The sequence below is a fragment of the Xanthomonas nasturtii genome (assembly GCF_023337365.3).
Taxonomy (GTDB): domain Bacteria; phylum Pseudomonadota; class Gammaproteobacteria; order Xanthomonadales; family Xanthomonadaceae; genus Xanthomonas; species Xanthomonas nasturtii.
The window spans coordinates 2,908,701-2,934,927 of record NZ_CP142084.2; the positions used below are offsets into that span (position 1 = coordinate 2,908,701).

At 56.7% G+C, this 26,227-nt stretch carries 22 protein-coding genes, 2 tRNA genes and 3 pseudogenes; 4 read left to right on the forward strand and 23 right to left on the reverse strand.

What is annotated here, in order from left to right; all coding sequences use genetic code 11:
* Window positions 1-9: 9 nt before the first annotated feature.
* Window positions 10-500, reverse strand: a pseudogene (locus M3O59_RS12640) (transposase); the annotation flags it as partial.
* Window positions 501-579: 79 nt separating this feature from the next.
* On the opposite strand from M3O59_RS12640, the pseudogene M3O59_RS12645 reads away from it, so the two are divergent.
* A pseudogene (locus M3O59_RS12645) lies at window positions 580-1,119 on the forward strand (IS3 family transposase); the annotation flags it as partial.
* 118 nt (window positions 1,120-1,237) lie between these two features.
* Here the strand turns inward: M3O59_RS12645 and M3O59_RS12650 are convergent.
* From M3O59_RS12650 to uvrB, 13 genes are all read right to left on the reverse strand, one after another.
* The gene (locus M3O59_RS12650) at window positions 1,238-3,691 is read right to left on the reverse strand and encodes a VirB4 family type IV secretion/conjugal transfer ATPase (protein WP_116906880.1); all 2,454 of its coding nucleotides are present in this window, start codon (window positions 3,689-3,691) and stop codon (window positions 1,238-1,240) included.
* A 99-nt stretch (window positions 3,692-3,790) separates the two neighbouring features.
* Entirely contained in the window at window positions 3,791-4,102 is a 312-nt protein-coding gene (locus M3O59_RS12655; RefSeq protein ID WP_116906879.1) for a VirB3 family type IV secretion system protein, read from the reverse strand.
* Window positions 4,095-4,505, reverse strand: coding sequence for a TrbC/VirB2 family protein (locus M3O59_RS12660; RefSeq protein ID WP_116906878.1), 411 nt, complete (start codon window positions 4,503-4,505; stop codon window positions 4,095-4,097). Before M3O59_RS12660 ends, M3O59_RS12655 begins: the two co-directional genes overlap by 8 nt.
* A 58-nt stretch (window positions 4,506-4,563) precedes the next feature.
* Window positions 4,564-5,388, reverse strand: coding sequence for a lytic transglycosylase domain-containing protein (locus M3O59_RS12665; RefSeq protein ID WP_064633240.1), 825 nt, complete (start codon window positions 5,386-5,388; stop codon window positions 4,564-4,566).
* A gap of 61 nt (window positions 5,389-5,449) precedes the next feature.
* The gene (gene virB11 / locus M3O59_RS12670) at window positions 5,450-6,499 is read right to left on the reverse strand and encodes a P-type DNA transfer ATPase VirB11 (protein WP_005996067.1); all 1,050 of its coding nucleotides are present in this window, start codon (window positions 6,497-6,499) and stop codon (window positions 5,450-5,452) included.
* A 5-nt stretch (window positions 6,500-6,504) separates the two neighbouring features.
* Window positions 6,505-7,674 carry a TraB/TrbI/VirB10 family type IV secretion system protein gene (locus tag M3O59_RS12675; RefSeq protein WP_116906877.1) on the reverse strand — a complete coding sequence of 390 codons (1,170 nt, stop codon included), beginning with the start codon at window positions 7,672-7,674 and terminating at the stop codon, window positions 6,505-6,507.
* Window positions 7,671-8,438 carry a TrbG/VirB9 family P-type conjugative transfer protein gene (locus tag M3O59_RS12680; RefSeq protein ID WP_116906876.1) on the reverse strand — a complete coding sequence of 256 codons (768 nt, stop codon included), beginning with the start codon at window positions 8,436-8,438 and terminating at the stop codon, window positions 7,671-7,673. Before M3O59_RS12680 ends, M3O59_RS12675 begins: the two co-directional genes overlap by 4 nt.
* Complete coding sequence (locus tag M3O59_RS12685; protein ID WP_064633215.1) at window positions 8,435-9,454, reverse strand: VirB8 family type IV secretion system protein; 1,020 nt, start codon at window positions 9,452-9,454, stop codon at window positions 8,435-8,437. The genes M3O59_RS12680 and M3O59_RS12685 overlap by 4 nt, the downstream gene beginning before the upstream one ends.
* Window positions 9,455-9,580: 126 nt before the next feature.
* The gene (locus M3O59_RS12690) at window positions 9,581-9,991 is read right to left on the reverse strand and encodes a TcpQ domain-containing protein (RefSeq protein WP_116906875.1); all 411 of its coding nucleotides are present in this window, start codon (window positions 9,989-9,991) and stop codon (window positions 9,581-9,583) included.
* A gap of 333 nt (window positions 9,992-10,324) precedes the next feature.
* Window positions 10,325-11,998 (reverse strand): type IV secretory system conjugative DNA transfer family protein, encoded by a 1,674-nt coding sequence (locus M3O59_RS12695; protein ID WP_116906874.1) that lies wholly within the window; start codon window positions 11,996-11,998, stop codon window positions 10,325-10,327.
* Between the two features lie 36 nt (window positions 11,999-12,034).
* The gene (locus M3O59_RS12700; RefSeq protein WP_064633210.1) at window positions 12,035-12,277 is read right to left on the reverse strand and encodes a hypothetical protein; all 243 of its coding nucleotides are present in this window, start codon (window positions 12,275-12,277) and stop codon (window positions 12,035-12,037) included.
* 208 nt (window positions 12,278-12,485) lie between these two features.
* Window positions 12,486-12,560 (reverse strand) — tRNA-Val (locus tag M3O59_RS12705).
* A gap of 93 nt (window positions 12,561-12,653) precedes the next feature.
* The gene (gene uvrB / locus M3O59_RS12710) at window positions 12,654-14,675 is read right to left on the reverse strand and encodes an excinuclease ABC subunit UvrB (protein ID WP_249047179.1); all 2,022 of its coding nucleotides are present in this window, start codon (window positions 14,673-14,675) and stop codon (window positions 12,654-12,656) included.
* Between the two features lie 249 nt (window positions 14,676-14,924).
* Between uvrB and M3O59_RS12715 the strand changes: the two genes are divergently transcribed.
* Window positions 14,925-15,359 carry a GspH/FimT family protein gene (locus M3O59_RS12715; protein ID WP_181920671.1) on the forward strand — a complete coding sequence of 145 codons (435 nt, stop codon included), beginning with the start codon at window positions 14,925-14,927 and terminating at the stop codon, window positions 15,357-15,359.
* A gap of 26 nt (window positions 15,360-15,385) precedes the next feature.
* Here the strand turns inward: M3O59_RS12715 and M3O59_RS12720 are convergent, their stop codons facing one another.
* Window positions 15,386-16,348 (reverse strand): IS1595 family transposase, encoded by a 963-nt coding sequence (locus tag M3O59_RS12720; RefSeq protein WP_330462198.1) that lies wholly within the window; start codon window positions 16,346-16,348, stop codon window positions 15,386-15,388.
* Window positions 16,349-16,496: 148 nt separating this feature from the next.
* On the opposite strand from M3O59_RS12720, the gene M3O59_RS12725 reads away from it, so the two are divergent.
* A tRNA-Asn gene (locus M3O59_RS12725) sits at window positions 16,497-16,573 on the forward strand.
* A 177-nt stretch (window positions 16,574-16,750) separates the two neighbouring features.
* Here M3O59_RS12725 and M3O59_RS12730 read toward each other — a convergent pair.
* From M3O59_RS12730 to M3O59_RS12765, 8 genes and pseudogenes are all read right to left on the reverse strand, one after another.
* Window positions 16,751-16,951: pseudogene (locus M3O59_RS12730) on the reverse strand (integrase core domain-containing protein); the annotation flags it as partial.
* 57 nt (window positions 16,952-17,008) lie between these two features.
* A protein-coding gene (locus M3O59_RS12735) for an IS3 family transposase (RefSeq protein WP_373418973.1) occupies window positions 17,009-18,111 on the reverse strand; the annotation gives its coding sequence in 2 pieces (ribosomal slippage) (window positions 17,009-17,862 and window positions 17,862-18,111; 1,104 coding nt in all).
* A 131-nt stretch (window positions 18,112-18,242) separates the two neighbouring features.
* Window positions 18,243-18,683, reverse strand: a complete 441-nt coding sequence (locus M3O59_RS12740) for a type IV pilin protein (protein ID WP_116906746.1) — start codon at window positions 18,681-18,683, stop codon at window positions 18,243-18,245.
* Between the two features lie 3 nt (window positions 18,684-18,686).
* Window positions 18,687-22,463 (reverse strand): PilC/PilY family type IV pilus protein, encoded by a 3,777-nt coding sequence (locus tag M3O59_RS12745; RefSeq protein ID WP_147308571.1) that lies wholly within the window; start codon window positions 22,461-22,463, stop codon window positions 18,687-18,689.
* Window positions 22,464-22,472: 9 nt separating this feature from the next.
* Window positions 22,473-23,003, reverse strand: coding sequence for a pilus assembly PilX family protein (locus M3O59_RS12750; protein ID WP_116906745.1), 531 nt, complete (start codon window positions 23,001-23,003; stop codon window positions 22,473-22,475).
* On the reverse strand, window positions 23,000-23,965 hold the full coding sequence (locus M3O59_RS12755; protein ID WP_116906748.1) for a PilW family protein: 966 nt from the start codon (window positions 23,963-23,965) through the stop codon (window positions 23,000-23,002). The genes M3O59_RS12750 and M3O59_RS12755 overlap by 4 nt, the downstream gene beginning before the upstream one ends.
* Window positions 23,966-23,991: 26 nt before the next feature.
* Window positions 23,992-24,510, reverse strand: a complete 519-nt coding sequence (pilV, locus tag M3O59_RS12760) for a type IV pilus modification protein PilV (RefSeq protein WP_116906744.1) — start codon at window positions 24,508-24,510, stop codon at window positions 23,992-23,994.
* Window positions 24,507-25,049 carry a GspH/FimT family pseudopilin gene (locus M3O59_RS12765; protein ID WP_116906743.1) on the reverse strand — a complete coding sequence of 181 codons (543 nt, stop codon included), beginning with the start codon at window positions 25,047-25,049 and terminating at the stop codon, window positions 24,507-24,509. Before M3O59_RS12765 ends, pilV begins: the two co-directional genes overlap by 4 nt.
* A gap of 139 nt (window positions 25,050-25,188) precedes the next feature.
* Here M3O59_RS12765 and M3O59_RS12770 point away from each other — a divergent pair, with 139 nt between their 5' ends.
* Window positions 25,189-26,226 carry a sensor histidine kinase gene (locus M3O59_RS12770; RefSeq protein ID WP_116906742.1) on the forward strand — a complete coding sequence of 346 codons (1,038 nt, stop codon included), beginning with the start codon at window positions 25,189-25,191 and terminating at the stop codon, window positions 26,224-26,226.
* Window position 26,227 lies beyond the last annotated feature (1 nt).

The following is a 26,227-nucleotide window of genomic DNA, read 5'->3' on the forward strand; positions in this document are numbered from 1 at the left end:
GGGCGACTAGTTCACCAGGCGCCCTTCCTGGCGCAGCTTGAGATAGATCATCCCCACGCCGTAGCGCTTGTGGCGATGCGCCAGTTCCACGATGCGCTCGCGTAGCGCAACGTTGCGGTCCTCGCGCGGGCAATAGCGCAGCGCACTGGCGCTCATGCCGATCGCGGCCAACGCGCCACGCTCGCTGGCCCCCCGCCCGATCCACTCGCGCACCAGCGCACGACGCGCCGGTGCGCTCACCATTTTTTTTGCAGCGCCTCCTTGATCAGATCGTTCTGGAACACCTGCTCGGCGAGCAGCTTCTTCAGGCGCGTGTTCTCTGCCTCCAGGTCCTTGAGTCGCTTGGCATCGGGCACGCTCATCCCGCCAAACTTGCTGCGCCACAGGGAGTAGGAGGCCTCGCTGAAGCCATGGCGCCGGCACAGATCCTTGATCGCCACGCCGCTTTCGGCCTCACGCAGAAAGCCGATGACCTGCTCGTCAGTAAAACGCTTCTTCACGTCCAATCTCCTTCGGGTAGGGAATTGGACTCCAAACTGCGGCGCTACTCAAAATCGGGGGGGCGTCGGGCAGACGTCGAACCGACAGTTCCATGCGCCGTCGCCGAACCGACTGTGGGTCAGCGACTTCACCTATGTTTCGACCTGGGCCGGGTTCGTGTACGTGGCCTTCGTGATCGAGGTGTAGGCGCGGCGCATCGTGGGTTGGAAGGTCTCGCCGACCGCGCAGACGGATTTGGTGCTGGACGCCCTGGAGCAGGCGCTGCATGCGCGGCGCCCAACCGAGGGTGGCCTGATCCACCACTCCGACCGCGGCGTGCAGTGCGTGTCGATCCGCTACACCGAGCGGCTGGCCGACGCCGGGATCGAGCCGTCGGTGGGCAGCGTGGGCGATAGCTACGACAACGCGCTGGCCGAGACGATCAACGGGTTGTACAAGGCCGAGGTGATCCACCGGCGCGCGTAGCGCAACCGCCAGGATGTGGAACTGGCCACGCTGGATTGGGTGGACGTCGGTAAAACCACAAACGCTTACTGGGGTCGATCGGGAACATTCCTGCCAGCAGAAGCCGAAGAGGCTTACTATCGACAACAGGCCGGTTACGCCAAAGCGGCGTGACTCAAACCAAACAGCCTCCCAACTTCCCGGGGCGGTTCAGAACGTGGTTGCCATGGTGTTTTTGCCTCCTGACACAGATGAAGTTGATGCGTGGAAAGTGATCTGACGATGATGGGGACTATGCATCTTCGGCCTCCTTGTCTTTCGCCGATTTACGCTTACCCGAGCCCTTGCGGTTGGCGTAGAAATCGCTCAACCACTGCTCGGGCGTCAGCTGATCGACGCTGACGCCCAGCTTGCTGGCCTTGCCGGCCAGGATCTGATGCATGATCTCAATGTTGTCGGTCGAGGACGAAATCACCGACAGCGCATCGTCCATCCCGCGCAGGTTGAGCTGGCACACCGCCGAGGCATGGCCTTGCTTGACCAAGAAGCAGCGCGAGCGCTCGTCCAGCGAGACCACTACCTGGTACTCGGCATCGGTCAGCTTGAGCCCCTCGATGTAGTCGTCGCGGCTGGCGTTAGGGTTGGGCAACAGCACCATCGTGGCGGTCTGTTCGATCAAGGCGGCGGCAATATCGCTGGCCAGCGCATCTTCCGGGCTCTGCGTGGCGAAAATGCCCAGACCATTCTGCTTACGGATGGTCTTCTGCTTGTTCTTGGCGAATTCCTTCAATCCCCCCTTGCCGTCCAGGATCTTCCAGAACTCGTCCATCACATAGATCAGTGGGCGGCCGTCGATCAACGCCTCCAGGCGGTGCAGCAGGTAATTGATCACCGGCACCCGCACTTCGGCGTTGTCGATCACGTCGGTGTAGTCGAAGCCGATGATGGAGGCACGGGTCAGATCGATCGTGTCGACCGGGTTGTCGAACACCCACCCCAGCGAATTGCCAGCGGTCCAGCGGCGCAGGCGCGCATACAGGCCATCGTCGCCCATATTAGGAAGGCTCTTACGGAAGTTGCTCATGCTGCGCAGGTGCATGGGGGTGTCCAGCATGCCCTCCACTGCGCGATAGATGTCTTCTTCCTCGCGGGCACTGTATTCGGCCTTGCCGCCGAGCACCTTGATCAGTTCGGCCAGAAACTGCGTATTGGCCTCGTTGCGCTCGCACTGGAACGGATTGAAGCCGGTCGGGGAGCCATTTTCCAGCGCCAGATAATTACCGCCGCAGGCACGTACAAAGATTTCCGCGCCGCGGTCCTTGTCGAAGAAGAAGATCGTCGGGATCGGATCGAACTTCTGCACCTGGCTCAGCAGGAAATTGATCAGCGCCGTCTTACCGGTACCGGACTTACCGATCACCATCGTATTGCCGATCGCCTTTTCGCCGAGCGAATTCTCGGCCGGATGCGTGGCATGGAAATTGAAATAATACGGCTGGCCGTTGGTGGTCTGCAGCGTGGTGACGCAATCACCCCACGGATTGTTGTGCTGCTTGCCCTGGGCGAAGTTGTGCAACGGCGACAAGCCCAGGAAATTGAGTGAGCTCAGGTTGGCGATGCGGGTACGGAAGCGCCAGTTGCCCGGCAACTGCGCGTAAAACGATGAAGCGATCGCCAGATCTTCCTTGGCCGAAACGAAACCGGCGTTGGAGAGCTCGGCACGGGTGGTGGCGATCTGCCTGGCCAGTTTCTCCTGGCTGTCGGCGTATACCGCTAACGTGAAGTGGTACTCGCCCAGCACAAAGTTGCCCGACGCCACGTCATCCATGGCGACATCAAGATCCCGGATCTGGGTGGACGACTTGTCGCCCGACGAAATCATCATACCCTTGGTGCGCTCCAGCACCTTCAACGCATCATGACGTCCAACCGGGCTGAACGAATGCGTCATGACGTATTCGAAATCAAGGTACTTCAGACCATTGAGAATGCCAGGGTAGGTCCCGTCGGCATATTCCTTGATATTGAGGATCGCACCAAAGTGATTGACGCCATCCGGTGTACGGATGACAAAATCGCCCGTCTTGTTGGCAAACATGTGCTTGCTGACAGGCAGGTACGCGGGCACGGGAGCCTGCAATACCGGCACCGGCTCATCGATACGATTGAGCAGATAGCCTAGAAATTCGAGGGTCTCGGAAAACACGACGCCGTTCTTGGCCTCGTACATTCCCAGCCGATACGGCGAATAGTCTTTAAGGACCGCCTCCACATTGGTGGCAAGCTCGACGACCTTGGCGACCGCCTGCTCTTCCTCGGCACGGATCCTGTCTGGATTTGCCGACTTTTCGACCAAGCGCCGCCCGGTCACGACCGGCCGATAGATCATGCTGAAGTACAGCTCGTTCTGCATGATTTTTTGCGAGGACAGCGCTGCGTAGTACTCGTCAGAGAGATTTTGATTGAAGGACTGTCTGAAACGCCCACCGCTGCCAATCTTGCGACGACGACGCACGTCATGGACCCAGAAGGCGACATTGGCAAAGTCGGGAGCACGCAGGGTCTGCAACAGACGATTGAAGGTGTTGTGCCGTTGCTCCAGCTCGAACTCGTCCCGCCCCACGAACGGCAGGCCAGCCAGATGCCAGATCAACAGGTAGTCGCCTGCGGTCGTCTTGACGACAGACGGCGCGACGTGTGTCGAAATGGAAACAAATTCGCTGATTGGACTGTCTGGGCTGAACATGGTCTTACCGAGTTAAGAAGGAAGCATCACACCAGGGAGTATCGAAAGCACCAACCCCACGCGGGTTTGCGCGTGGGGTTGGTTGAACAATTCACTTGCTTACCGCGACTTACCCGGGGGACTCTTGCGGTATTCATTAGGGCTGAATACCCACATTCCCGAATAACGCTGGAGGTTTCGGGCACGCATGCGGAACAGCCAGCGCAACCCGAGCAACCTGAAGATCATCTCGTCACGCTTGGCCATCTGCTGCATGGCGAAAATGATGATGGGAATGGTGAGCAGGTACCAAAGATCGATGTACATCCCCAACAGCAGGCCACCACCGGCACCGACGAAGAAGGGGATGTAAGGCACCCCCAGAAACATCGCCGGGCGGGTGCAGCCGCGGAAGAGAACGTCTTTATGCATAGTACTGAGCGATCTGCACCAACGAAGCACCGATTCCCGAGCAATCCCCGGCGTTAGCGTCCTTGTTCTGCAGGATCATGTTGGCAATCTGGCCGGCAGCACCGATCAGAACGCCACCGATGAGGATCGGGGAAACCTCGGAGATCCGCTTGTGTGCGAAGGCGATCTGATATCCGGCCACGATAACTGCAATGGTGACCACTGCAATCGAACCCATGTTCAGCAACTTGGTCACATTGTTCAAAAAGCCACAGACTCGGGTATCAGTATCCGCAAGACCATTGCCGTCTGCTGCTGCGCCACCCGCAACCATCAGCAGCGAGATGAATACCAGTGCCTTCACCGCCTGGGTGCCAACCATCTTGGCGTCTGCCATTGTTTTCTTGTCGATTTCAAACTTCATGTCTAACTCCTTGGGAACAGAGGGGGTCCAGCAGCCAACTCCTTGGCGATCTTCCATCCTAAAAAACAAATGCACTATCTACTTGCGGCGCCGTCTGTGGTGCACGTGGCATGGAGACGGGACTTACGGATTGGTCGGTCTGCGTCGAGGCCTTCGGTGCGGCGGCGGGCAACGCCACCCCACGCCCCTGACCTGTCGGCTTTATCACATACAACTCGTTCTCCGCCGCAGGAGCCACAGGGGTGGCCCGGCTCGGCAGAGAGTAAGGTGCTGACGGTGCCGGTAGCATAGGCCCTGCCGGTGAAGCCACCGTGTTGCCCGCTCCCGAGAGATCCTGAATGCGACGCGCGACAATTGCATCCGCCAATTCGGCGGCCGCCTGCTTGAGCGGATTGGCAGGCCGCAACTGCACTTGCCGCGTCGGCACGACCGTGATGGGCTCTGCTCCAGAGGATGCTACCGACTGACGAATGGACGCATAGATCTTCTGGACGTAACCGTGTTTGAAGCCGGTCTCGAAGTTGCCGGAGTAGTAACAGCTGAACGACTTGCCCCAATTAGCGCCTGAGCGCGAATGACACTCCGCCAAAATCCTTGAGGCAGCGACAAGATTGGGGCACTTGTCGAATGCCATCTCGTAACTGGTCAGCCCGTATTTTTGCAGGTTGTAGCGATTGACCTGGCCTAACCCGAGTGAGAAGTTGTAACCCTTCTGTTCCAGCATCTTGGCAGTGGCGACCGCCTCAGCCAACCCGCGTGGCTCACGCACCAAGCGCCCACCAACCACACCGATGGCATACGGATTGCGCGACGACTCGACACGGACAACGTGCTGCATCACCTCGCCAGGAACAGCAAGTCCAGTGCACCCCATCAGTTCCATGCCAGGCAACATGTCATTCCTCCTTGCAAAACCAAACCAGCCCCAACTTAAGAATTTACTTTCAACCGCCGCGCAAGGTTCTCAAAGGATCGAAGTCGATGCCCGTGATGAACCGGCGCCCCGCGTGCGCCTTGATGTGGACCACGATGTCGATGGTCATTCTCAGCAAACGCTTGATCACCTCGAACTCCAGGCCAGAGCCTTCGTTAGATGCCTTCACCATTAACGCCAACTGGTCCCAGGTCTGCTCGACACTACCGGCGTGGCAACTGGTGATGGAACCTGGATGCCCCGAAGCACAGTTACGGATGAAGTAGAACGACTCGTCGCCGCGCAACTCTGCCAGGATGATGCGATCCGGCTTCATGCGCAGGCACGCTTCCATGCAACTCTTGGCGGTCACGTTGCTGGCGCTCTGCCCGCCTTTTGAATACAGCAGATGCACGGAATTAGGCTGACTGATGAACAGCTCTCTAGCGTCCTCGATGGTCACCAGGCGCTCTTCGTTCGGAATGTGATTCACCAATGCCTTCATGAAGGTCGTCTTGCCGCTGCCAGTCGCTCCAGCAACAACCACGTTCTTCTTGTACAACACGCACTTTTTGAAGAACTCGGCGTAGTCACGCTTGCGGCGTAGCTCCAGCAGCTCCTGATCGTGGTCGCTGACATCTGCCGATTGCTCCAGCACCTCGTCGAAGAACCCATCGTGCTTGTACTGCTCCAGCGACTTGGTGTGCTTTGAGGGAAGCCGGATCGTGATGGATACCTTGCCGGCATCGCATGCAGGCGGCATCACAAACTGCGCGCGCTGCCCAGTCGGAAACGTGAGTGACACGACCGGGTCAGCGTCGGTAATACGCTGCCCGGTATTGCTCTCATTGACGACCGCCGTACAGAACTGCCGAGCACGGTCGTAGGTGAGGGACGGCACGTCGACCCGCTGCCACCCATGAATGGTCTCGAGATACAACTCACCCGGACGATTGATGCAAATTTCGGTCACATCAGGCGAATTTAGATAATCCAGGATTCCCAGCACAGAGTACTGGTAGTCCAAGAAGTCGTTCGAAATACGCGCCGTTGGTGAATCGTCGATCGTCATGGCAGCCACGTCATTCACTTCGGCAGGACCGCCGAGAAATCGACGTCCTTGGCAACATATACGTTCAACACCGTGCCCTGATTGATCGTCAAGGTTGCCGGACGGCGCCCAGACTTTTCCACTGCCTGCTCGGCGAGCTGCTGCATGCTTCGTGCAGTATTGCTCTCGAAGGGTTGCTGAGTGACAGTCCCGGTGCCAACACCGATTGTGGTCGTCTCCGGACCGTATTCGGCAGCCGCGTACTTGAAGGCGTCGCTCAGCATGCTGATAAACAGCGCTGATGCAATCTTGTTGCCCCAATGCGCGTTGTAATTACCTGGATGGCCTGCACTACCCAACGTGTCAATACCGGGCCCCTCAAGCGTGACATCCAGTCCCGTAGGCGTCGTAACACGATCCCAGACCACCTGCAGGCGGCGTGTCGTCGGCTCTCCGGCGCCATACTGACCAAGCATCTTGGAACCCTTCGGCAGGAGCAGGTTATGTCCGTTGATGGAGTACACCGGCTCGGTCACGATGCACGATGTGTAGCCACCGAAATCGGAAATGATCCGGGTCTCCAGAATGCAACGAATGTAGGTACCACGCACCAATAACCCATCTGGGTTGCTGATGGGCTTCGCTAGCGTGACCGCAGTGTCTTCCTCTCCGGGTGCAGTTGGCTGACCGGGCTGGCCTGGCATGCCCGCGCCGTTGACAGCGGATTCGGCAAGGATTCGACGCTCCAACAATGTGGGGCCACGCGGACGTTCGGGCGCAGAACTCACCTCTTCATTATCATCTGTCGGCATCGGCGGCAGTGGCGGCAGACTGGGCTGCTGCGCGAGGGGAACCGGTGCCTCTTCGACGGGCGCAGTCATGTTCTGTGGCAGCGCAGGTGCGACAACTGTCTCGGCTCGCGGCTTTGGCGGCGCCGAATCGTCCCCGCTTTGCGTCGCCAGCCAGAAGATGACGAGAATCAGCAGAGCTGCGATGGCAGCCAGGAATACAAGCGCCTTACGATTCAGGCGTTTGATGTCGCTGGAGCGCAGCACTGGCTCATTGGCATCCAGGTCAGGGGCGGCACTGGCCTGTTGACGCGCAAAGTACGGATTATTGCGCTCGTCATACTCGCCGTTTCGCGACTCTTCTCCGCGGTTGTTCGGAGAGCGATCATCTGGGCCGTTTGGAATATTCGAGTTCACTTTTGCTTGTTCCTTCGCAGACCGAGGACGTTATCGCCGTGGCGAACCACCAGGAAAGGATAGGTTCCGTGCACGATCAGGGTGTTGCCTTCCACCGTCGTATTGACGAGAAAATCCTCGGAGTGTTCTTTCTCGCGAGCGAAGACCGCCGGAAAATTCCCAGTCGGAAAGCGCGTCAAATCCATATTGATATAGGTGAACTTGCCGTCATCATAAACACGGCTAGGAATCAGCCAGGATTTTTTGGTGCGTGTCGAGTAATCATAATCGTAGTAATAACGACGATCCTTCAAGATCTTTGCATTCAGCAATGGACCTTTTTTCGATGCGTCCGCATCTTCCACATTCTGGAAACTCGTGTCTTTCGGGTAAGTAAACACGACCTTGTATTGAACACCCGCCTGCTTCGCCTGCTCCAGGCGCTGCCAATCCGTTGCAACCACCTTGAGCTCAAGAATATAAGAATGCGTCGCCGTACGAATCATCATATTCGTGTCGACATCGACATTTTTCGGTTTGAGATAAAAGACATTCTCACGCCGCGTAAGCTCCCAACCACCGGTAAAGCCGGTGCTGTAGTCCAGGATTTTTTCGTTCGGGCTTAGCTCGACCTGGGTAGTAATCCCGAGACCCGTGCGAACCTGATAGATACGGTCAGGCGCATACTCATATTCCTGAACTACCTGGGCCGCTACTGAAAAGGCACATAGCGCAAGTGGCAGCGCTGAAAATAATGCAGCCCTGTACCGATTAAAAAGTTTCATCGACCGCTTGCTCCATTGACATTATTCGGCATCCCTTGAGGTTGAATCGCGGGCTGCGCCCCGGACTGACCTGGCTGCTGCATCTGATCGGGAAACGCTGGCTGTGCTTGCTGTAGCGGCACGCCGCCCTGGGGTGCGGATCCTTGCTGGAGCGGAACGCCTCCAGGCGGGGCCGCACCAGAAACATTTGCAGCATTGGGGTCGGCAACGCCCGCGCCAGGCTGCGGAAGCGCTGCTTGAGGCTGCGCACTTATGACGGCGCCACCTGCAGGAGCGGCCGGGAGCGACGAGTAATCGTTATCAACCCGATAATCGGTGACACGGAATCCCAGGGGATTTTCGACCCGCAAACTATCACTCATCTCCAGATTGTCCTGATAAACAAATCCCATGGTCGCAATTTTGTTATCAAGCAATGTAGAGACAGTTGAATTCTTGTCGTATACGGTCCGCTGGAAGCGCACGGTCGCACCTTTATAAGGCTGCCCCTTCCCACCGATCAGTGTGATGCTCAGGATATTGACGCGGACAGCTCGAAGCTTGCCGTATGTATTCAAGGGCCTTAATGGGTTATTTGCCGAATGCAGCGCCCGATATTCGTTCACCACATTTGTCGTACCCATTGCTGACACGGTATTCCAGTCACGCTGGCCGATGATCGACAAATCGAATGATTCGCGGGCGATGATGAAGCGCGCAATATTACTGCGCGCCAACGCCTCACTTGTACTGATGGTCCGCCCACCAAAATTCGCCTCAAGCTTGGCGACAGTGCTTGTACCAGAATAGGCGTCTGCCATGACCAGATAGGGCACCTTCTCTTTCAGCGGCAGCATGTAGTAGTAGCCGCCTGCTGTCATGACGGTGACCAGCATCGACAGGGTGGCCACAATCCAGGCACGCTTTTCGCTGCGTCGTGCCAGGTCGGCGATGCTGACCTCGTAATTCACCGCTTTCTGGACGGCCGCACCCACTTGGGCGGAACCGTCCTTTTCACTGACCTTCTTACGCAACATGTCTAGATCCGTCACCGTAGGGCCTTGTCAGGCCTGAAACTATTGCCGCAACACGTTGCGGGCACTTGAGAAGGCAGGAGTACCGAAGGCTCGATGCCTGAAAGGCATGAATCAGACGGCGGACCTTTAGAGCTTGGAGCCGGACGATACCGGCACCGGCTGTACCAGCAGCTTGTTGGCGGAAACCGACACCGAAACACCTTGAGCTGCATACACGGCACTTAGTTCGGTGGCAGCCTGCTGGACGCTGGTGGTGCTGATGTTGGAAACCGGCCCAATCAAGGTGTAGTCGGACGGCAAGTTGTACGACAACTGCATATTGGAATCCGCGGCCCACCGTTCCAGCATCGTCTTCAGCGTGCCGTCCATCGGCGTGGCCTGATATGTGTACGAGGTGTAGAGCGGAATTTCGGTTGGCGCCTCGTCAAAGTGATTGACGTGCTTCCAACGCCCGCCAAAATCGGGAGCAGGCTTGGTCGCGCAGGCGCTCACCAATGCTGCAGCCACTAGCACCAACGACAGCTTGGACACATACATCGGATTCACTCTGACTTCTCCAACTCATGAAATTTCGGTCTTAAAACGGGCAGCGATACACCTCCGCGTACCAGTGGGTACCGGAGGAAAGTTGTTGTTAGTGTCCCACTCGCACACACGTGCGCCACCGAGTCGCCCCAGGTGCCGCCACACATTTCTGAAAAAGATGAATACGTTAGCAAACCGTCCATAGCCTTACTCCAGTACGGCCCCGTCCAGCGCCGCTCCCCTACACCGATGTATCTATACCGCAGATTCTTGATAACTTTGCTCTTAACGGACGGATCCGTCAAGAATTACCGAGCTCGCTTCGCGCGACTTGTGTGATGCGCATCACAATCTTATCGTAAGCGTTTTCACATCTGTCTTTGGCAACAGGCGAGCCGTGAAATATCGGTCTTCGTAGTAGCGGATCTTGTCGCACTTCACCGGGTGCGGGATCCCCTCGTACAGGAACACCTCCTTCTCGTTACCCATGGCCTTGAGCTCCTGCGGCAACATCAGCGCCCGACGCTCTTCCGACACGCTATGCGTGGTCTCCCGCCCCCGGGTGACGTTCTTCTTCTTGATGGTGGTGTAGCCCAGCATCTCTGAGTAGTCGTTGGCGTCCTGCTGCTCGCGTGGTGCATAGAGGATCTGCAGGGCGTGGTTGGTGATGATGGTGCGCGACAGATCCTTGCCATAGGTGGCGTCCAGCTGCGCCATGCTCTGGATGATGGGCAGCAAACGGATGTTGTAGCCGGCCATGTAGGCCACGGCCGTCGCGATGATGTCCACCTTGCCGATCGAGGTGAACTCATCCATGAGCAGCAAGCACTGATACTTGAGCTCCGGGTTGGACTTCGGCAGCTCACGGGTGTTGAGGTTGATGATCTGGCTGAAGAGCAGGTTGATGATCAGGCGGCTTTCGGCCAGCTTGTTCGGCTGGATGCCGATGTAGATCGTCATCTTCTTCTTGCGCAGATCGGTGAGCATGAAGTCGTCTGCACTGGTGGCGGCGTCCAGGACGGGGTTGATCCACGCGTTGAGCGGCTCTTTCAAGGTGCCCATGATCGAGGCGAAGGTCTCATCCGCCTGGGACAGCATGTTGGCAAAAGCCGACTTGGCGTTACTGCTGAGGAACCGCCGCTCCGACAGCGACTTCAGGTACTTCTTCAGGTCGGTGCCGTCGCCCGACGAGAGCCGATAGATTCCGCCCAGCGTGGGCGCCCCTGCCCCGCCCGGGAAGCCCAGCGAGAGCTCTTCGTCCCAGTTTTCGAACAGGTACAGAGCGAATGCCATGAACGCGTTGCGTGCCTGGCTCACCCAGAACTTCTGGTCGTCCGATCCATCCGGATACAGCATTGCCGCAATGCTCATCAGATCCGAGACGCGGAACGCTGGGTCGTTGGACACATAGGTCAACGGATTCCAGCGATGCGTGCGACGGTCTTCGGCGAACGGGTTGAACAAGAAGACTTCGTGCCCCTGACTGGCGCGCCAGCCACTGGTCAGGTCGAAGTTCTCCTGCTTGATATCCAGCACAACGATCGACTCTTGATACTCGAGCAGATTCGGGATGACGACACCGACACCCTTACCAGAGCGCGTTGGCGCAGCAAGGATCACGAATTGCTGACCGCTCAATCGCACCAGCTTCCCATTGAATTTACCGACGACAATGCCGTTTTCGCTCGGCTTGAACAGCCCATGCTTGGCAAGATCGGCAGCCCCGGCGAAGCGCGCGTCGCCATGCAGGGCGCGCGCCTTGGGCTTCACCATGAGCACGACAGTAATTGCCCAGATGAGTGCAGGCAGGCCGAATCCGAGCACGCCGGCGATCTTGATCTTGGTCGCGAATGGCGCGACTTCGGGCAGCCCCAACGCGCTGAAATAGCGGTAGTAGGTGTCCCACGCGTACAGCCCGGTATCGAGCCGCAACAACAGCAGCGTCAGATAGCCGGACAAAAAGTATCCAACGAGCACTGCCACGATCGTGGCGATTGCGATGATTTTGGGTTTGGACATGCGCCCTTCTCCTTAGGCTTGCACAACGATGGTGGTTTAGCGACGTACGACGGGCTTATGGGCGACAAGGTCGGACTTGCGTCCGCCACTCTCGCTCTCCACCAACGAATCGATCCAGACCTTGGCCTGATCCAGCGATAGATCCGGCGTGATTCGGGTCCCCGCATCGGTTACAACAGCGTATGCCACCACTGCGTCGGGTGCATACACCTCGTCACGCGTGATGGCCACGACGCGGTACCCACCCCTGGTCAGCACGGTGTGCTGATATTCGTCCATCGCCAGCCTTCCTTTCCGTCAGCGCGGAGGCGATGCTAAAGCAAGACGTGTGACGGAGAAAGCGGTTTCAACAAGACCTGTAAACACGCCACTCAAAAGCACTGACGCACAACGTCGCGACCAGTGTGCCCTAAGGCCCTCTAGTCGCATTCAACACCAGATGATTTTCTTCTAACCACTCAAGTCGCTGTGCTATCTGGACTTGGAGTGGTGGGCGGTACAGGGTTCGAACCTGTGACCCCTACCATGTCAAGGTAGTGCTCTACCGCTGAGCTAACCGCCCGTTTCCTGCCTCAGCATTGCGCTGTGCAGGGCGCGCATTCTAGCGCAGGGATTCCCGGACCACAAGCCCTCCCAGCGCTTTTAGGCCCCTGCCCTACGCCAGGCTCGCCGCTTTCAGCTTCTGGATCTGGTCGCGAATCTGCGCTGCAGCCTCGAACTCCAGATCCTTGGCATGCTGGTACATCTTCTGCTCCAGGCTCTTGAGCTTGCCGGCGATTTCCGCAGGCTTCATGGCGCGGTAATCGGGCGCGTCTTCGGCGACCTGACGCGACTTCGAGCGGCCCTTGCCCGACTTTTTCTCGGCCGCATCTTCGCGCGCACCCTCCATGATGTCGGAGATCGGCCGTTCGACGGATTTCGGTGTGATGCCGTGTTCCAGGTTGTACTCGACCTGTTTCTCGCGGCGACGATCGGTCTCGTCGATCGCAGCCTGCATCGAACGCGTCATCTTGTCGGCATACAGAATGGCCTTGCCACGCAGATTGCGCGCGGCACGGCCGATGGTCTGGATCAGCGAACCGGTCGAGCGCAGGAAGCCTTCCTTGTCGGCATCCAGGATGGCTACCAGCGAGACTTCCGGCATGTCCAAGCCCTCGCGCAGCAGATTGATGCCGACCAGCACATCGAACTTACCCAGACGCAGATCGCGAATGATCTCCACCCGCTCAACGGTGTCGATATCCGAGTGTAGATAGCGCACACGAATCCCGTGTTCGCCCAGATACTCGGTGAGATTTTCCGACATGCGCTTGGTTAGCGTGGTCACCAGCACGCGGTCGCCGAGCTTGATGCGCTCGTGAATCTCGGACATCAGGTCGTCGACCTGCGTGCCGACCGGGCGGATCTCCACCACCGGGTCGATCAAGCCGGTCGGGCGCACCACCAGCTCCGTGACCTCGCCGGCCGACTCGCTCAACTCGTAGGGACCGGGCGTTGCCGACACGTAAATGCTACGCGGCGAACGCGCCTCCCACTCTTCGAAACGCAACGGCCGGTTGTCCAACGCGGACGGCAGACGGAAGCCGAACTCCACCAGCGTTTCCTTGCGCGAGCGGTCGCCCTTGTACATCGCACCGATCTGCGGAATGGTCACGTGCGACTCGTCGATGACCAGCAGCGCATCAGGCGGCAGGTAGTCGAACAAGGTCGGTGGCGGCTCGCCTGGCGCCTTGCCGGTGAGATGCCGCGAATAGTTTTCGATGCCGTTGCAGAAGCCTACTTCGGCCATCATTTCCAGATCGAACTGCGTGCGCTGCGCCAGACGCTGCGCCTCGACCAACTTGTTCTGCGAGTAGAGCTGCTCCAGGCGCTGTTTCAGCTCCACCTTGATGGTGTCCACCGCACTCAATGTGCGCTCGCGCGTGGTGGCGTAGTGCGTTTTCGGGTACACGGTGTAGCGCTGCAGCTTGCGCAAGGTCTCGCCGGTCAAGGGGTCGAACAGGGTCAGCTGCTCGATGTCGCCATCGAACAACTCGATGCGAAGGGCTTCGGTGTCCGACTCGGCCGGGAACACATCGAGCACTTCGCCACGCACGCGAAACGCGCCGCGCGTGAGCTCGAATTCGTTGCGGGTGTACTGCAGATCGGTGAGGTGCCGGATCAACTGACGCTGATCGATATGCTCGCCGACCGACAGGATCAGGCGCAGCGACAAATAGTCTTCCGGCGCGCCCAGGCCATAGATTGCCGACACCGTCGCCACCACCAGCGAATCGCGCCGCGACAACAAGGTCTTGGTCGCCGACAAGCGCATCTGCTCGATGTGCTCGTTGATCGAACTGTCCTTCTCGATGAAGGTGTCCGACGACGGCACGTACGCCTCCGGCTGGTAGTAATCGTAGTAGCTGACGAAGTACTCGACCGCGTTGTGCGGGAAGAACGACTTGAACTCGCCGTACAGCTGCGCCGCCAACGTCTTGTTCGGCGCCATGACCAAGGTCGGCTTCTGCACCTGCTGGACCACATTGGCAATGGTGTAGGTCTTGCCCGAGCCGGTCACCCCCAACAGAGTCTGCTTGGCCAGGCCGGCCTCGAAATTGGCCACCAGCTTGTCGATAGCCGCAGGCTGGTCGCCTGCTGGGGAATACGGGGAGACGAGCTGAAAACGGTCGGTCATGGAACCTTGCCCTCGATCGGCTAGGAAGTATAGCCATCACAGGATGACGAATCCGTCTGCAGTTTTCCTACAAATACTTCGGAACTACGACGATGCCCCCTGCGTTTGCCGGGCGGCACTCTGAGGCGAAGTACTTTGAGGGGACGGTACATGACACTACGCTGCACCCAGAATGGCAATGGCATAATTGACGCTGTAGCCGTGCTACTAACCATAACCCTACTGGCGATCCTTGCAACGCCTTCGTTCATGACATTGCGCGAGACCCAGAAAACCATCGCATTGATAAATGAAGTAACGACGCACTTGGCGATTACGCGATCAGCTGCCGTGACTCACGGGACGGATGCGATAATGTGCCCACGCGGAGAAGGTCAGCTGTGTGCGGACACACACGATTGGAGCCGAGGCTGGCTGATCTACCTAGACCCGGACGGCAATCGCTCGCCAGATCGAGACAGTGACATCATCTTCAGTCACGCAGCACAGGCCACTGAGCGCTCACGCCTGTTGACGTCTCAAGGGAGGAAGCAAATCCGGTACATGTCCAATGGAAGAACAGGAACCAGTAACGCCACCTTCTACGTTTGCAATGGCAAGAGTCAGAAAGGCCGCATCACCATAAACGTGGGCGGCAGAGCACGTTCCAGCCGCACCACCTCGCCTGTGCCATGTCCATCATGAAAAATTTTCCTGATTAGCCCCATCCCTCAGCCATGGAAGTTGCTTGCCATGCGCAAAACGCGCTCTGGGCAAGGCATGCAGCGCATCAGCGCCGTCGCCAGTCGCGGCAGCATTTGCTCCAGATGAAACCTGCGGTTGAATCGATAGGCCGCTTCGGCCAGGTAGCGCCGCGCATACTTGGCTTGGCGCACCGCATGGTAGGTGCCGCTGATGGCACGTTTGACGTTGGCCAACACCACATTCAACCAACGCGCCCCCTGGACGTCGGTTGCGGCACGGCCACCGCCGGTGTCCAGGGTGGTGTGGGCATGCCCGGCCTCCTCCAGACGGCGGAAACACGCCAGCCCGTCGCTGTAGACCTCGCATTCCGGCTCCAGACGTCGTTCGATCCAGTCCTTCAGCGAGGCGTTGTCAAAGGCTTTCACCGGCTCGATCACCGCGAAGATAGGATGTTCGTGGTTGTGGTCCACTTGCACCGCGATCACGAACGGCTGTTTGTTCTCCGACCCTCGTCCGCGCTTGCCGCCGGTGCGTTCCCCACCCAGATACGCATCGTCGATTTGCACGAATCCGCTGAGTTTTCGCGGTTCTTCGCGCTCGACCATCGCCTGCATGATCTTGTGCTTCATGCGCCAGGCCGCCTTGTAGTTCACGCCAAGATGCCGCTTCAACTCCAGCGCTGCCACGTTGGTCTTGCTGGAGGTCAGCAGGTAGATCGCCTGCATCCACAAGCGCAAGGGCAGCTTGCTGGACTGGAACAGCGTGCCGGCACGCAGGGTTGTTTGATGCCGGCACGCCCGGCATTGGTAGTACACCAGCCCATCACGTCGAAAGCGCGAACGCGCGCGCCCCTCGCACTGCGGGCAGCAAAATCCGGTCGGCCAGCGCCACCGATACAACGCCCGGTAACACTTGGCTTCGGTTCCGTAGCCATCCACGAACTCGCTCATCGACAATCCAGGCTGAAACTGCACGATGTTGATACCCATGTCCCACCCCTGCTGTCTTCACGTGGGGTCATTGTCCAACTGACTTGTCGCAAATCCTGCAACCGCCGGCTGAGCGATGGGGCTAATCAGGAAAATTTTTAGGTAGGGGTTGCGGACACGAGCCGGACTCCCTACAATTCATCTCCCCGCCCGAATAGCTCAGCCGGTTAGAGCACTTGACTGTTAATCAGGGGGTCGTTGGTTCGAGTCCAACTTCGGGCGCCAATGTTGCAATGGCAAAAAAGCCGCGCGAATGCGTGGCTTTTTAGTTGTTGCCAATTGTCAAGCCCTAGCGCTTCACGTTGCCCCCCACACCGCCGGCAATTCACCTCATCTCTGAAAACTCGCTCAGCAGATTCGCTAGTGGCGCCATGGCCGCCTAGACATCGGCCTGGGTAAACCGGGCCGCTCCTCGTTATAGTACTTCCGCCACGCCTCGATTTTGCTCCGCGCATCGGCCAGCGACAAGAACCAATGCTCGTTCAGAAACTCCTGCCTTAGCCGACCGTTGCAGCTTTCTACCATCGCATTGTCCGTTGGCGTGCCACCTCGTGAAAAGTCCAGCTCCACGCCGGCCTCGTACCCCCAACGATCCATGACCTTGCCGGCAAAAGCACTGCCGTTAGCCCGACGTCCCCCCATCCTGAGTAGCGGCCGGGTCTAGAGTCCGGGGTTGATGATATCGGTGTTGGCCAGCTGTTGGGCATACGCGGACGGGGTCATGCCGCCAATTGCTTTCTTGGGTCGCTCCTCGTTGTATTCGCGTCGCCAGCGCTCGATCTCGGTGCGTGCGTGCAGCAGTGTCGGGAACCAGTGCTCGTTGAGGCATTCATCGCGCAACCGGCCGTTGAACGATTCGACATAGGCGTTCTGGTTTGGCTTGCCGGGTTGGATGAGTCGCAACTGCACGCCACGCGCATGCGCCCAGGTGACCATCGCCTTGCCGCAGAACTCCTTGCCGTTGTCGGTGCGGATCACCTGCGGCAAGCCGCGGCTGATGGCCAGCCGCTCCAGCACACGCGTCACGCCATGGCCCGAGATTGCACGCTCCACCTCGATGGCGACCGCTTCGTGTGTGGCGTCGTCCACGATCACCAGGCACTTGATCGCCCGGCCGTCGGCGGTGCGGTCGAACACAAAGTCCATCGACCACACCTGGTTTGCCTGCAATGGCCGCAGCAGCGGCTGACGCTCGCCCACTGACACTTTCTTGCGCTTGCGGCGGCGGACCTGCAGCTGCTGCTCGCGGTACAAGCGCTCCACACGCTTGTAGTTCACCAGGCGTCCTTCCTGGCGCAGCTTGAGATAGATCATCCCCACGCCGTAGCGCTTGTGGCGATGCGCCAGTTCCACGATGCGCTCGCGTAGCGCAACGTTGCGGTCCTCGCGCGGGCAATAGCGCAGCGCACTGGCGCTCATGCCGATCGCGGCCAACGCGCAACGCTCGCTGGCCCCTCGCCCCATCCACTCGCGCACCAGCGCACGACGCGCCGGTGCGCTCACCATTTTTTTTGCAGTGCCTCCTTGATCAGATCGTTCTGGAACACCTGCTCGGCGAGCAGCTTCTTCAGGCGCGTGTTCTCTGCCTCCAGGTCCTTGAGTCGCTTGGCATCGGGCACGCTCATCCCGCCAAACTTGCTGCGCCACAGGGAGTAGGAGGCCTCGCTGAAGCCATGGCGCCGGCACAGATCCTTGATCGCCACGCCGCTTTCGGCCTCACGCAGAAAGCCGATGACCTGCTCGTCAGTAAAACGCTTCTTCACGTCCAATCTCCTTCGGGTAGGGAATTGGACTCCAAACTGCGGCGCTACTCAAAATCGGGGGGACGTCGGTTTACGATGGCCCAGTTTTGGGGGGTGGGTCAGATGCGATCAGTACAGGACATGCTCCCACTTCACCAACACTTGCTAGGCCCGTCGGTCCCGCTGGCTCCACGTGCGCCCTTTTGATCAATACTAAGCGTTCCACATTTGGCATCCGACTGCCGAGCGGTTGGTACCGCTTGAATTACATACGCTCGGGCTGTCGGATCGGCAAAGAATTGAATCCCGTAAAAATTTGTCAACTCATCGCAGGCCGCAGGAGCAGGGGCTCCTGCATACGTAAGCCGCGTGGTGTAGTACCTCTCCATCAACTGCGCCCTCTCCAGCAGGCAGCTCGCCGCTGCCGCGCGCCTTGACTTGATCACGTACGGGCTATAACCGGCCGTGGCGATTGCTGCCAGGATAGCGACGATTGCCACCACAATCATCAGTTCCAGCAGAGTGAAACCCTTCTGTACGGAGCCCCATCTGACACCAGTGTGTAACGAACCTGATCTGAGACGTACGGACATCGATCAATCTCCTCTCTTTACTTCCCGCCAAGACACCCGACCAACGTTACGGACTTCTTGAACATTTACGGTCGCAGATCCACCTGACGACCCCCCTACTGCCGCCAATCCCTGCAGAAGGCTTGCCTGAGTTGTCATACCGACTCCAAGATTGACCGAGCCGACTGGTATCTTACTTCCATAGCCTGCAGTCAACGTGTCGTCGTCAAACCTGCCGTTGCCATTGACATCGAAGTACGAAACCCTAGTGCTAGTACCGGTGAACGCATCCAGGGAGTTCAAGTATCCTGCGCCATCAGGTGTACATGCACTCGCAGTCGGTATTGCGCTGGAGAATGTAAGAACATCACGACGAAGCTGCGCCCCACTTACCACTCTTTCCCCCTCAGCCAGCTGATTAGGAGGGGTCAGAAGATCGACATACCATCCTTTCGAAGTAGTAGGCAAAACAGCATTTGGTTCAAATGAGCGCCTTGTTCCATCGATCAAAAGCAATGTGCGTGACGTCAGATTAGCTCCATCACCAGAACGGCGTTTTACGGTTCCGTCCTCCACAAAGCCATAGATGCTCTGGACAGCCCTACTGGTCATGTCGCCTGTCGTCATCAGTCGACCAGTACCAAAAAATATCCAGGTCTTGAATGTCGTTGGATGCATTGCAATTGTGATACCACCGGTGATCGGCTGCCGCTCGGCGGGGTTCGCCCCCGTGTAGGTGGCGCTAAAGATCGGAGCACTCCCGGACACGCCCCACCTAGCCGTTGTCGCTGCAGACAGATCGAACTTCCAAACGTTTCCAAGCAGGTCGCCCGCATAAACATAATCAACGGTGCCGCTACCATCCGAATCCCAACCAACTGGCTCGGACAATCCATTTGAATCGGCGCTATCGGTTACAGCGGAGCCAACATTGGTATCGATCTTTTTGATCAGAGCACCCGTATTAATGTCGTAAAGGAAAAGAACGGCACGGCCATTTGTACTATTGACGCCATTGCTTACGACAATGGCCGCACTACCATCATTTAGCTTGGCTATGAAAGGCTTTCCTTGTACAAGTCCCATATCAGCATCATTTCTTCCGACTTCCCATTTGAAGTTACTCACACCGAAGGTGGCCGGGTTCGTAACGTCGAGAGAAAAAACACCCTTCCCCCCCTTCCCAAGGGCGCCAAACAAGAGGTTCTTATTCGGAGTTTGGGTACGGTCGGAAACAATAATCGGCCCATCGACAAAAAACCGATGACCATAATCCGGGCGACTTAGAGACCCCAACTCACTCCAATTAATACTATTGGGAATAAATCCAAACAGCTCTACACCATTTTCAGCATTAAACGCATGCAACATGCCATCATTAGCACCTACATAGAGCGTATTTGTATCTTTGACATACGCAGGGGAAGAACTGACCACATCGCCAAGAAGATGAACTCGGTTACGCAAAGTGCCCTGATTTTGTAGCTCAAGCGAGCGATTACCTGCTAGGTATGCTGCATTGTCTGCCCCTGTTACGGGATAATTACTTACCCCCGTTCTAGTCAGATCCGCAATTTGCTGCGTAGTAGCCGCGGCGGGAAATATAAGCCCGGCGGCTCCATCCGAAGTAAAAACCTTCCTATTATTTACAGGAATGTTTTGAGACGCGGCCCAGCTCGCTGCAGTGGCAATTCGACTGTTGGTAATTGCGTACGACGCCAACTCACCCGACCAAACACCCGATACGTAAGTGGCTTGATAGAGACGGGTATCTGCATTGACCGATGTTGAATTTGCGGAAACATTTGAGAACGAGCCTGTCCGCTGTACGACGGCATCCAATGCTGCCCGCAGGCCACGAGTAAACTGATCTGGATCGCTTGCAGCAACGAATCTACCACGCCCATTCACCGAGGCATGCCACAAGTCATCTATGGTCGTGACCGTATTGGCGGTGGGAGCCCCCCAAGAGCGCGTTCCATCAGTGAGACCAGGAAGGTCGGTATTTGGGTTAAGTCTACCCTTCAGTCCAATTGAAATACCAAAAGTCACCATATGCTGCCAGAACCCGGGGTCGGCCGCCGTAGTCGGGACGATGTTACTCATATCCGTACGTAAATCTTGCTTCCAATAACGCATGGCGACGTCTGCGAGCGTGTTGGAGGACTCGTCACTATAAGGTGCAACAGCTTTGTACGTATAGGTCGGGGAGTTTGGATCCGGTCGAGCAATAGCAGCGCCGTCAGTTCCATCCTGATTTCCACCGGAACTGAAGTTGTCATCCCCGTTCCAGTACCCATCAGTTGTCAGGATCGTAAAATTTTGACGACACTGCAGTTGATTCGACCCTGTTTCCGGACCATATGGACCATTTGCGCTATCATTAGAATAATATAATCCGGCATTATTGAGCGCACTACGAAGCGGCGTACCATCACGGGCGGTGGCACCAAAAAGCCGATTAAACCAACGTGCACGATTATTATTTGCCCCAGAGACCCCCCTGGGGTTATCAAACAAGCCCTGATTGTAAGCAACGGGAATCGGCACCGACTGAGTCGGCCAATTGCCGGTCGCATTATCCCCATTGCGACCCCAAATGGTCCTAAAGCCGACGCGCACATCCGATCCCAGCCCATTAAACGCTGCCGCCGCACCACCTTTTGCAGTCTTCGTACGTGTACGGTAATACGAGTACCATGTGGCAAAGTTTGACCGCTCAGCTGCCACGTTCCGGCCAGTTGGCGTTGCGTACGTACAGTTTCGCCATCCCCAGCCAGACGTCGTAGTATCACAACCCGCTGATTGCTCACCGTTATTGTCGTTAGAAATATTATAACTATATCCGACGGAAACACCTGAATAGTTTGAGCCTCCGTAGATCAATACACTGTATGCGCCAGCCTGCGGGGTTGCAAACGTGCAAGTCTCGGAATTTCCTTCATTCGCTTCACTACAATCAGCTGAATTCGTCCTTGCCTGCGCATTCCGCCTAACGTACAGATCCGCGCACCTCAAATCCCTGCCACAAGACACGGTACTCCGCACGCTTATGATTAAATTTGTTGCATTGGCCGGCACATTTATAGAATAATAATTGCTACTTGCAAAATTAGCGCGCAAGCCGCTGACCAGTACGCCGTTAGTAGAGGATGTGGTAACTACGCCTTCGAGACGCTCACTTCGTACGATACTGTCATTTGTCAAAATTTGATAGCGATAATACTGCCTAACATCTGAAAGGTCAGTAGCATTACTTTTAGGCATATAGAATGTCTGGGTCGATCCACTTAGATCCACCGTTGGACTAGTCGTATCTGCCTCAGTATTTTGAACAAAAAAAGCGCTACTGTACGCGGATTCCATGGTTGTTCCGCCAGCTAATGGAGCACCGGTCGAGTCTACCCAAGGCCTATAATCCGTGTTTGGATTGTAGTATATCGTGTTTGTAACATAATTCTGGTCATAAATTGCATTTGCCCTGACATCTGTCGTCAGGAAACTATTATCTCGAGATGTATTATCACCTGTTGGTGAGCTAGTGACATTGCCCCCGCTCATATTCGTAATATCCGGGTTATACATATAGCGCCACTCCATTGATCCCGAGTCGTCAAGAACAAACAGGAGATTGGGCGGAACACGAGCAGCCGTTGTAAGCGGCGATGTTGGCAACGTGATGCCGGCATTTACTGGAATAGCGAGCAGGGTGGCAAAATAGGCACACGCGACCGGCGTGGCTCGTGAAAGCAAGCGCCGCCAAACGGAAACAGGCTGGCGTCCAGATTGAATAGCTGACATGACGCCCCCTTATTGAACAATATAATTAGTTTGCAACATCACTGTTGCCCGACCGTCTGTGGCGGCTAATGCAGTAACTCGGAAGCGCGGCGCAAGGCACTGTCCATCCAGCGGAAACTTGCGATCGCAGCCCGGCCATGTCGGCGCTTCGCCCATGTACTCAATAATGTACCGGGCATTTGGTGTTGGGATTGCGTCTTCAGCAAGATTATTTGTGGCACTTCGCCATCCGTTGAAGCTGGTATCCAGCCACCGATCTGCAGCGGCAGCAACAGGGATAGCACATATCCCGTTTGCACAGCCGCTTGATGGCACCGAACTGACTGCCGTGGCATTTGCAAGCGCCTCACCTTGTCGTAGTGCAGATTCCGCCGCCTGAAAACCCAGACTACGATCGTAGAGATTTGCGCTCATACGCTCTTCCAGCGTGGTCGTACGCAACACTGCCAGGCCAAGCAATGTCATCAGCAGGAGAAGGATCAAAACGACAATCAGCGATGCTCCACTCTGATGCGATATAGGATAGATACCCCTATTCATGGGTTGCGATTCCGTAAACTAACGATGTGAATCAACTGGCGCTCAATCCCACCCTCAGCACCTACCGACCCTTCGGCATTTGAAATACTCAATGTGATGCGTGCTGCCGTTACATTTGCCCAGTCGCTCACACTTAGAGCACTGGCGGCCTGATAACTAGCTTTTCCATTCACAAGGTAGAGCAGGCCAAGATTTTTTACACCCTCCGCAACCTCTTGCGTTGTAACAGTTCCATTTGCTGTCGCGACTTGTTGAAACAGGGCTGGTCCACCAGTACCGTTCCCGATGTACCAACGCGATGCATGCAACCTCACCAGCACGGAGTTTGGAGCGGTATACGCAAACTTCGTCCCGGCACTACAATCAAGAGGCACGCCCAAGCCCAACGTGCAGTTACCCGGTGTTCCTGCCAAACCGTGCGATATATCCTTCCCGCTAACAGCGGAAACCTGGAAGATCGAAGCCTGCCTTGCGTTACACACTACTGCAATGTCGCCCACACCAATTCCGTGACTGGCGACGTTAACGGTAAACGTACCGGCCGCCGTGTCGTGGGTAGTGATGGTAGTGACATTTTCGTCTGCTGCAAATAACTGCACGGCCTCAGTGCCATCAACACGCTGCGCCGCCGATGTTCCCGTAGCAAGATCGACGATTGACTGACTTGAAGAATAGCCCTGAAATGCATCACCCCATCGATTTATATTACTCCACCAACTTGCATTATAATTATTCAAAACATTCGAGATAGGCAAGTTATTGACACAGGGATTTCCTGCTGCTTCACGAACGTCGCGCGCCATCAATTCGAACGCTGTACGAACTCCCTCCTGAACCCGACCAAGACTTTCAGTTGCGCGATACGTTCGACTATTCGAAAGAAAAATTCCGATTGCAGCCCCCACCACAAGCAACCCAAGGACCATTGCTAGCATCAACTCTATCAAACTGAAGCCTGACACGCAGGTCCTCCTTATCGAACTCGCGCTCATAGCTGCACCTTGGTAGAAAAAACTTCTGCGTTGGAACCTTGCGCTATTACACCTGCTGCTGCATTAGTGGCGCGACTATCGTTCCAACGCAGAGAGATTTTGCATATATCACTTGCACAATCGATCTTTCCACATACATCAGTATCCGAGGCCCCTTCCACTCCAAGTGTGCTGCGCCACCCCTTTATCCAGGCAGCCTGATCGAGGGCAGCCAATGAACCGGAACCATTGGTTGTACACAGAAAATCGGCGGTGTTGTATGCCCCGGCAAGCGCTGCCTGACGGTTTGCGCGCATTGCGTCCAGAACGGTATAGGTTGAGATAACAGCCTGACTACGTTCAAGCGAGCTTTGACTATTGCGCAGCGCCGTAGCTTGCATCGCGGCAATGCCAAGCAGTCCAATCGCCATAATCAAGACTGAAATCATCACCTCGATCAGAGTGGCCCCTGTCTCACATCTGGCGTTATACACAGACCCACGTGAAGCGTTTTGATTGACGCTTGAAATGATCATTTGCAATTTCCGGCCTGCTTCTTCACCAACATACGAGTACCACTGACCAAACTGACGACTCGAGTATTTTCCGCAGGACGTGTCGTATCAATACAGAACGTTATAGCTGCCTTGGAAAGCAAGCCATCTGCTGCTCGCGCCAATCCATCAGAACCGAATGTAACGGCGGACACATCAGCCGCCACCTTTACCGATGCAGGACCAGCGACGTCGCCAAGCACTTCTCCGTCGCCATCGACCCGAGTTATCCAGCGGTTCCAAGTCATAGCCCCGGAGCAGTTCACTCCATCACTCGACGCACAGAGACTCACCTTACGATTGAGTCGAATTGATTCGGATCGAGCATGTTGCAGCGATGCCACCATGGAATTAGCCTGAGTGGTCAAGCGGCTGCTGTTGATGAGGGAATTGAAACTTGGCGCTGCAATCGCTGCCAGAATAGCGAGGACGGCGATAGTCACAAGCAGCTCTATCAACGTGAATCCACTCGCAAGCGATGCGAGCATATGAGACTTGCGGCGAAAACCGGAAAGATGCATCGGAGATCCCCATCCCCATAGTGACGACGTCTACAGTAAAGCCCAGGAGCGCACGAGCACAGCAACTGCCGACGGGCGGTTAGACTGCCAGCGCGAACGGCTGGCCAGTCGCGAACCAATTACCTGCCAAGTGAACAGTATGCTGAACTCTTCAGCCTCAACCGCCCCTGACGTTATTGCACCATTGGACCTTCTCTTGCAGCCACGCGTAATCGCGTCGGTAATTATGACCGGAGAGATGCTAGCTGCCGTCCTCGCCCTGGCTCCCGGCATTCGGGAGAACCGGTGGATCTATTTTGGGCTGACCTCACTCTTGATTCAGTGGATAAGCATATTGACGCTTGCAACACTGCATGCTTTGCGACATCGATTGCAACCGTTGCGGCCGAACACGATCGCGAACCTCTCACTTGCCGCGCTACTTGCAGTAACTGGAGTTGCCTGCTTCTTGGTCTGGGTACTCTTCGGAAATTTATTGAGCACTGTTGGTGGCAGCTGGTGGGCCTTGTGGCTGCAGGTGAACGGGATTGCACTCGCTGTCGGCTTACTGGGTCTAATGGCATTTCAGAACCACTGGAGAGCTCAACAGATGGCGATCCGCGCGAAACAGGCCGAGCTCGACGCCTTGCAGGCAAGAATTCACCCACACTTCCTATTCAACACGTTGAACACAGGCGCAGCCTTGGTACATCAGCGTCCGGAAGCTGCCGAACGCCTTCTACTAGATCTATCGGATCTCTTCCGCGCAGCGCTTGCTGGCCCAAGCCAAATTCTGCTTGAGCAGGAGCTATCCCTGACAAGACGTTACTTGGAAATTGAGCAGTTACGATTCGGCTCACGCCTAAATGTAAAATGGCAACTGCCGTCACCACTGCCGCTCGTGCTCCTACCCACGCTTGGCATCCAGACGCTCGCCGAGAATGCCATCCGTCACGGCGTGGAGCCGGCGACTGAAGGAGGTACTGTAACCTTGTCCGTTGCCACAACCAGCGGCCAGTTGCAGATTCAGATCACCAACAGCTTGCCAAGTGCATCGTCAGTCAGTAGTAGCGGCCACCACATCGGATTAAACGCAGTGCGTAGCCGGGTTGAGCAGCTGACAAACGGAATTGGAAGAGTTCATACGGAGATAAAAGATGGTCGGCACTTTGCGACCATCCATTTGCCATACGCATGAG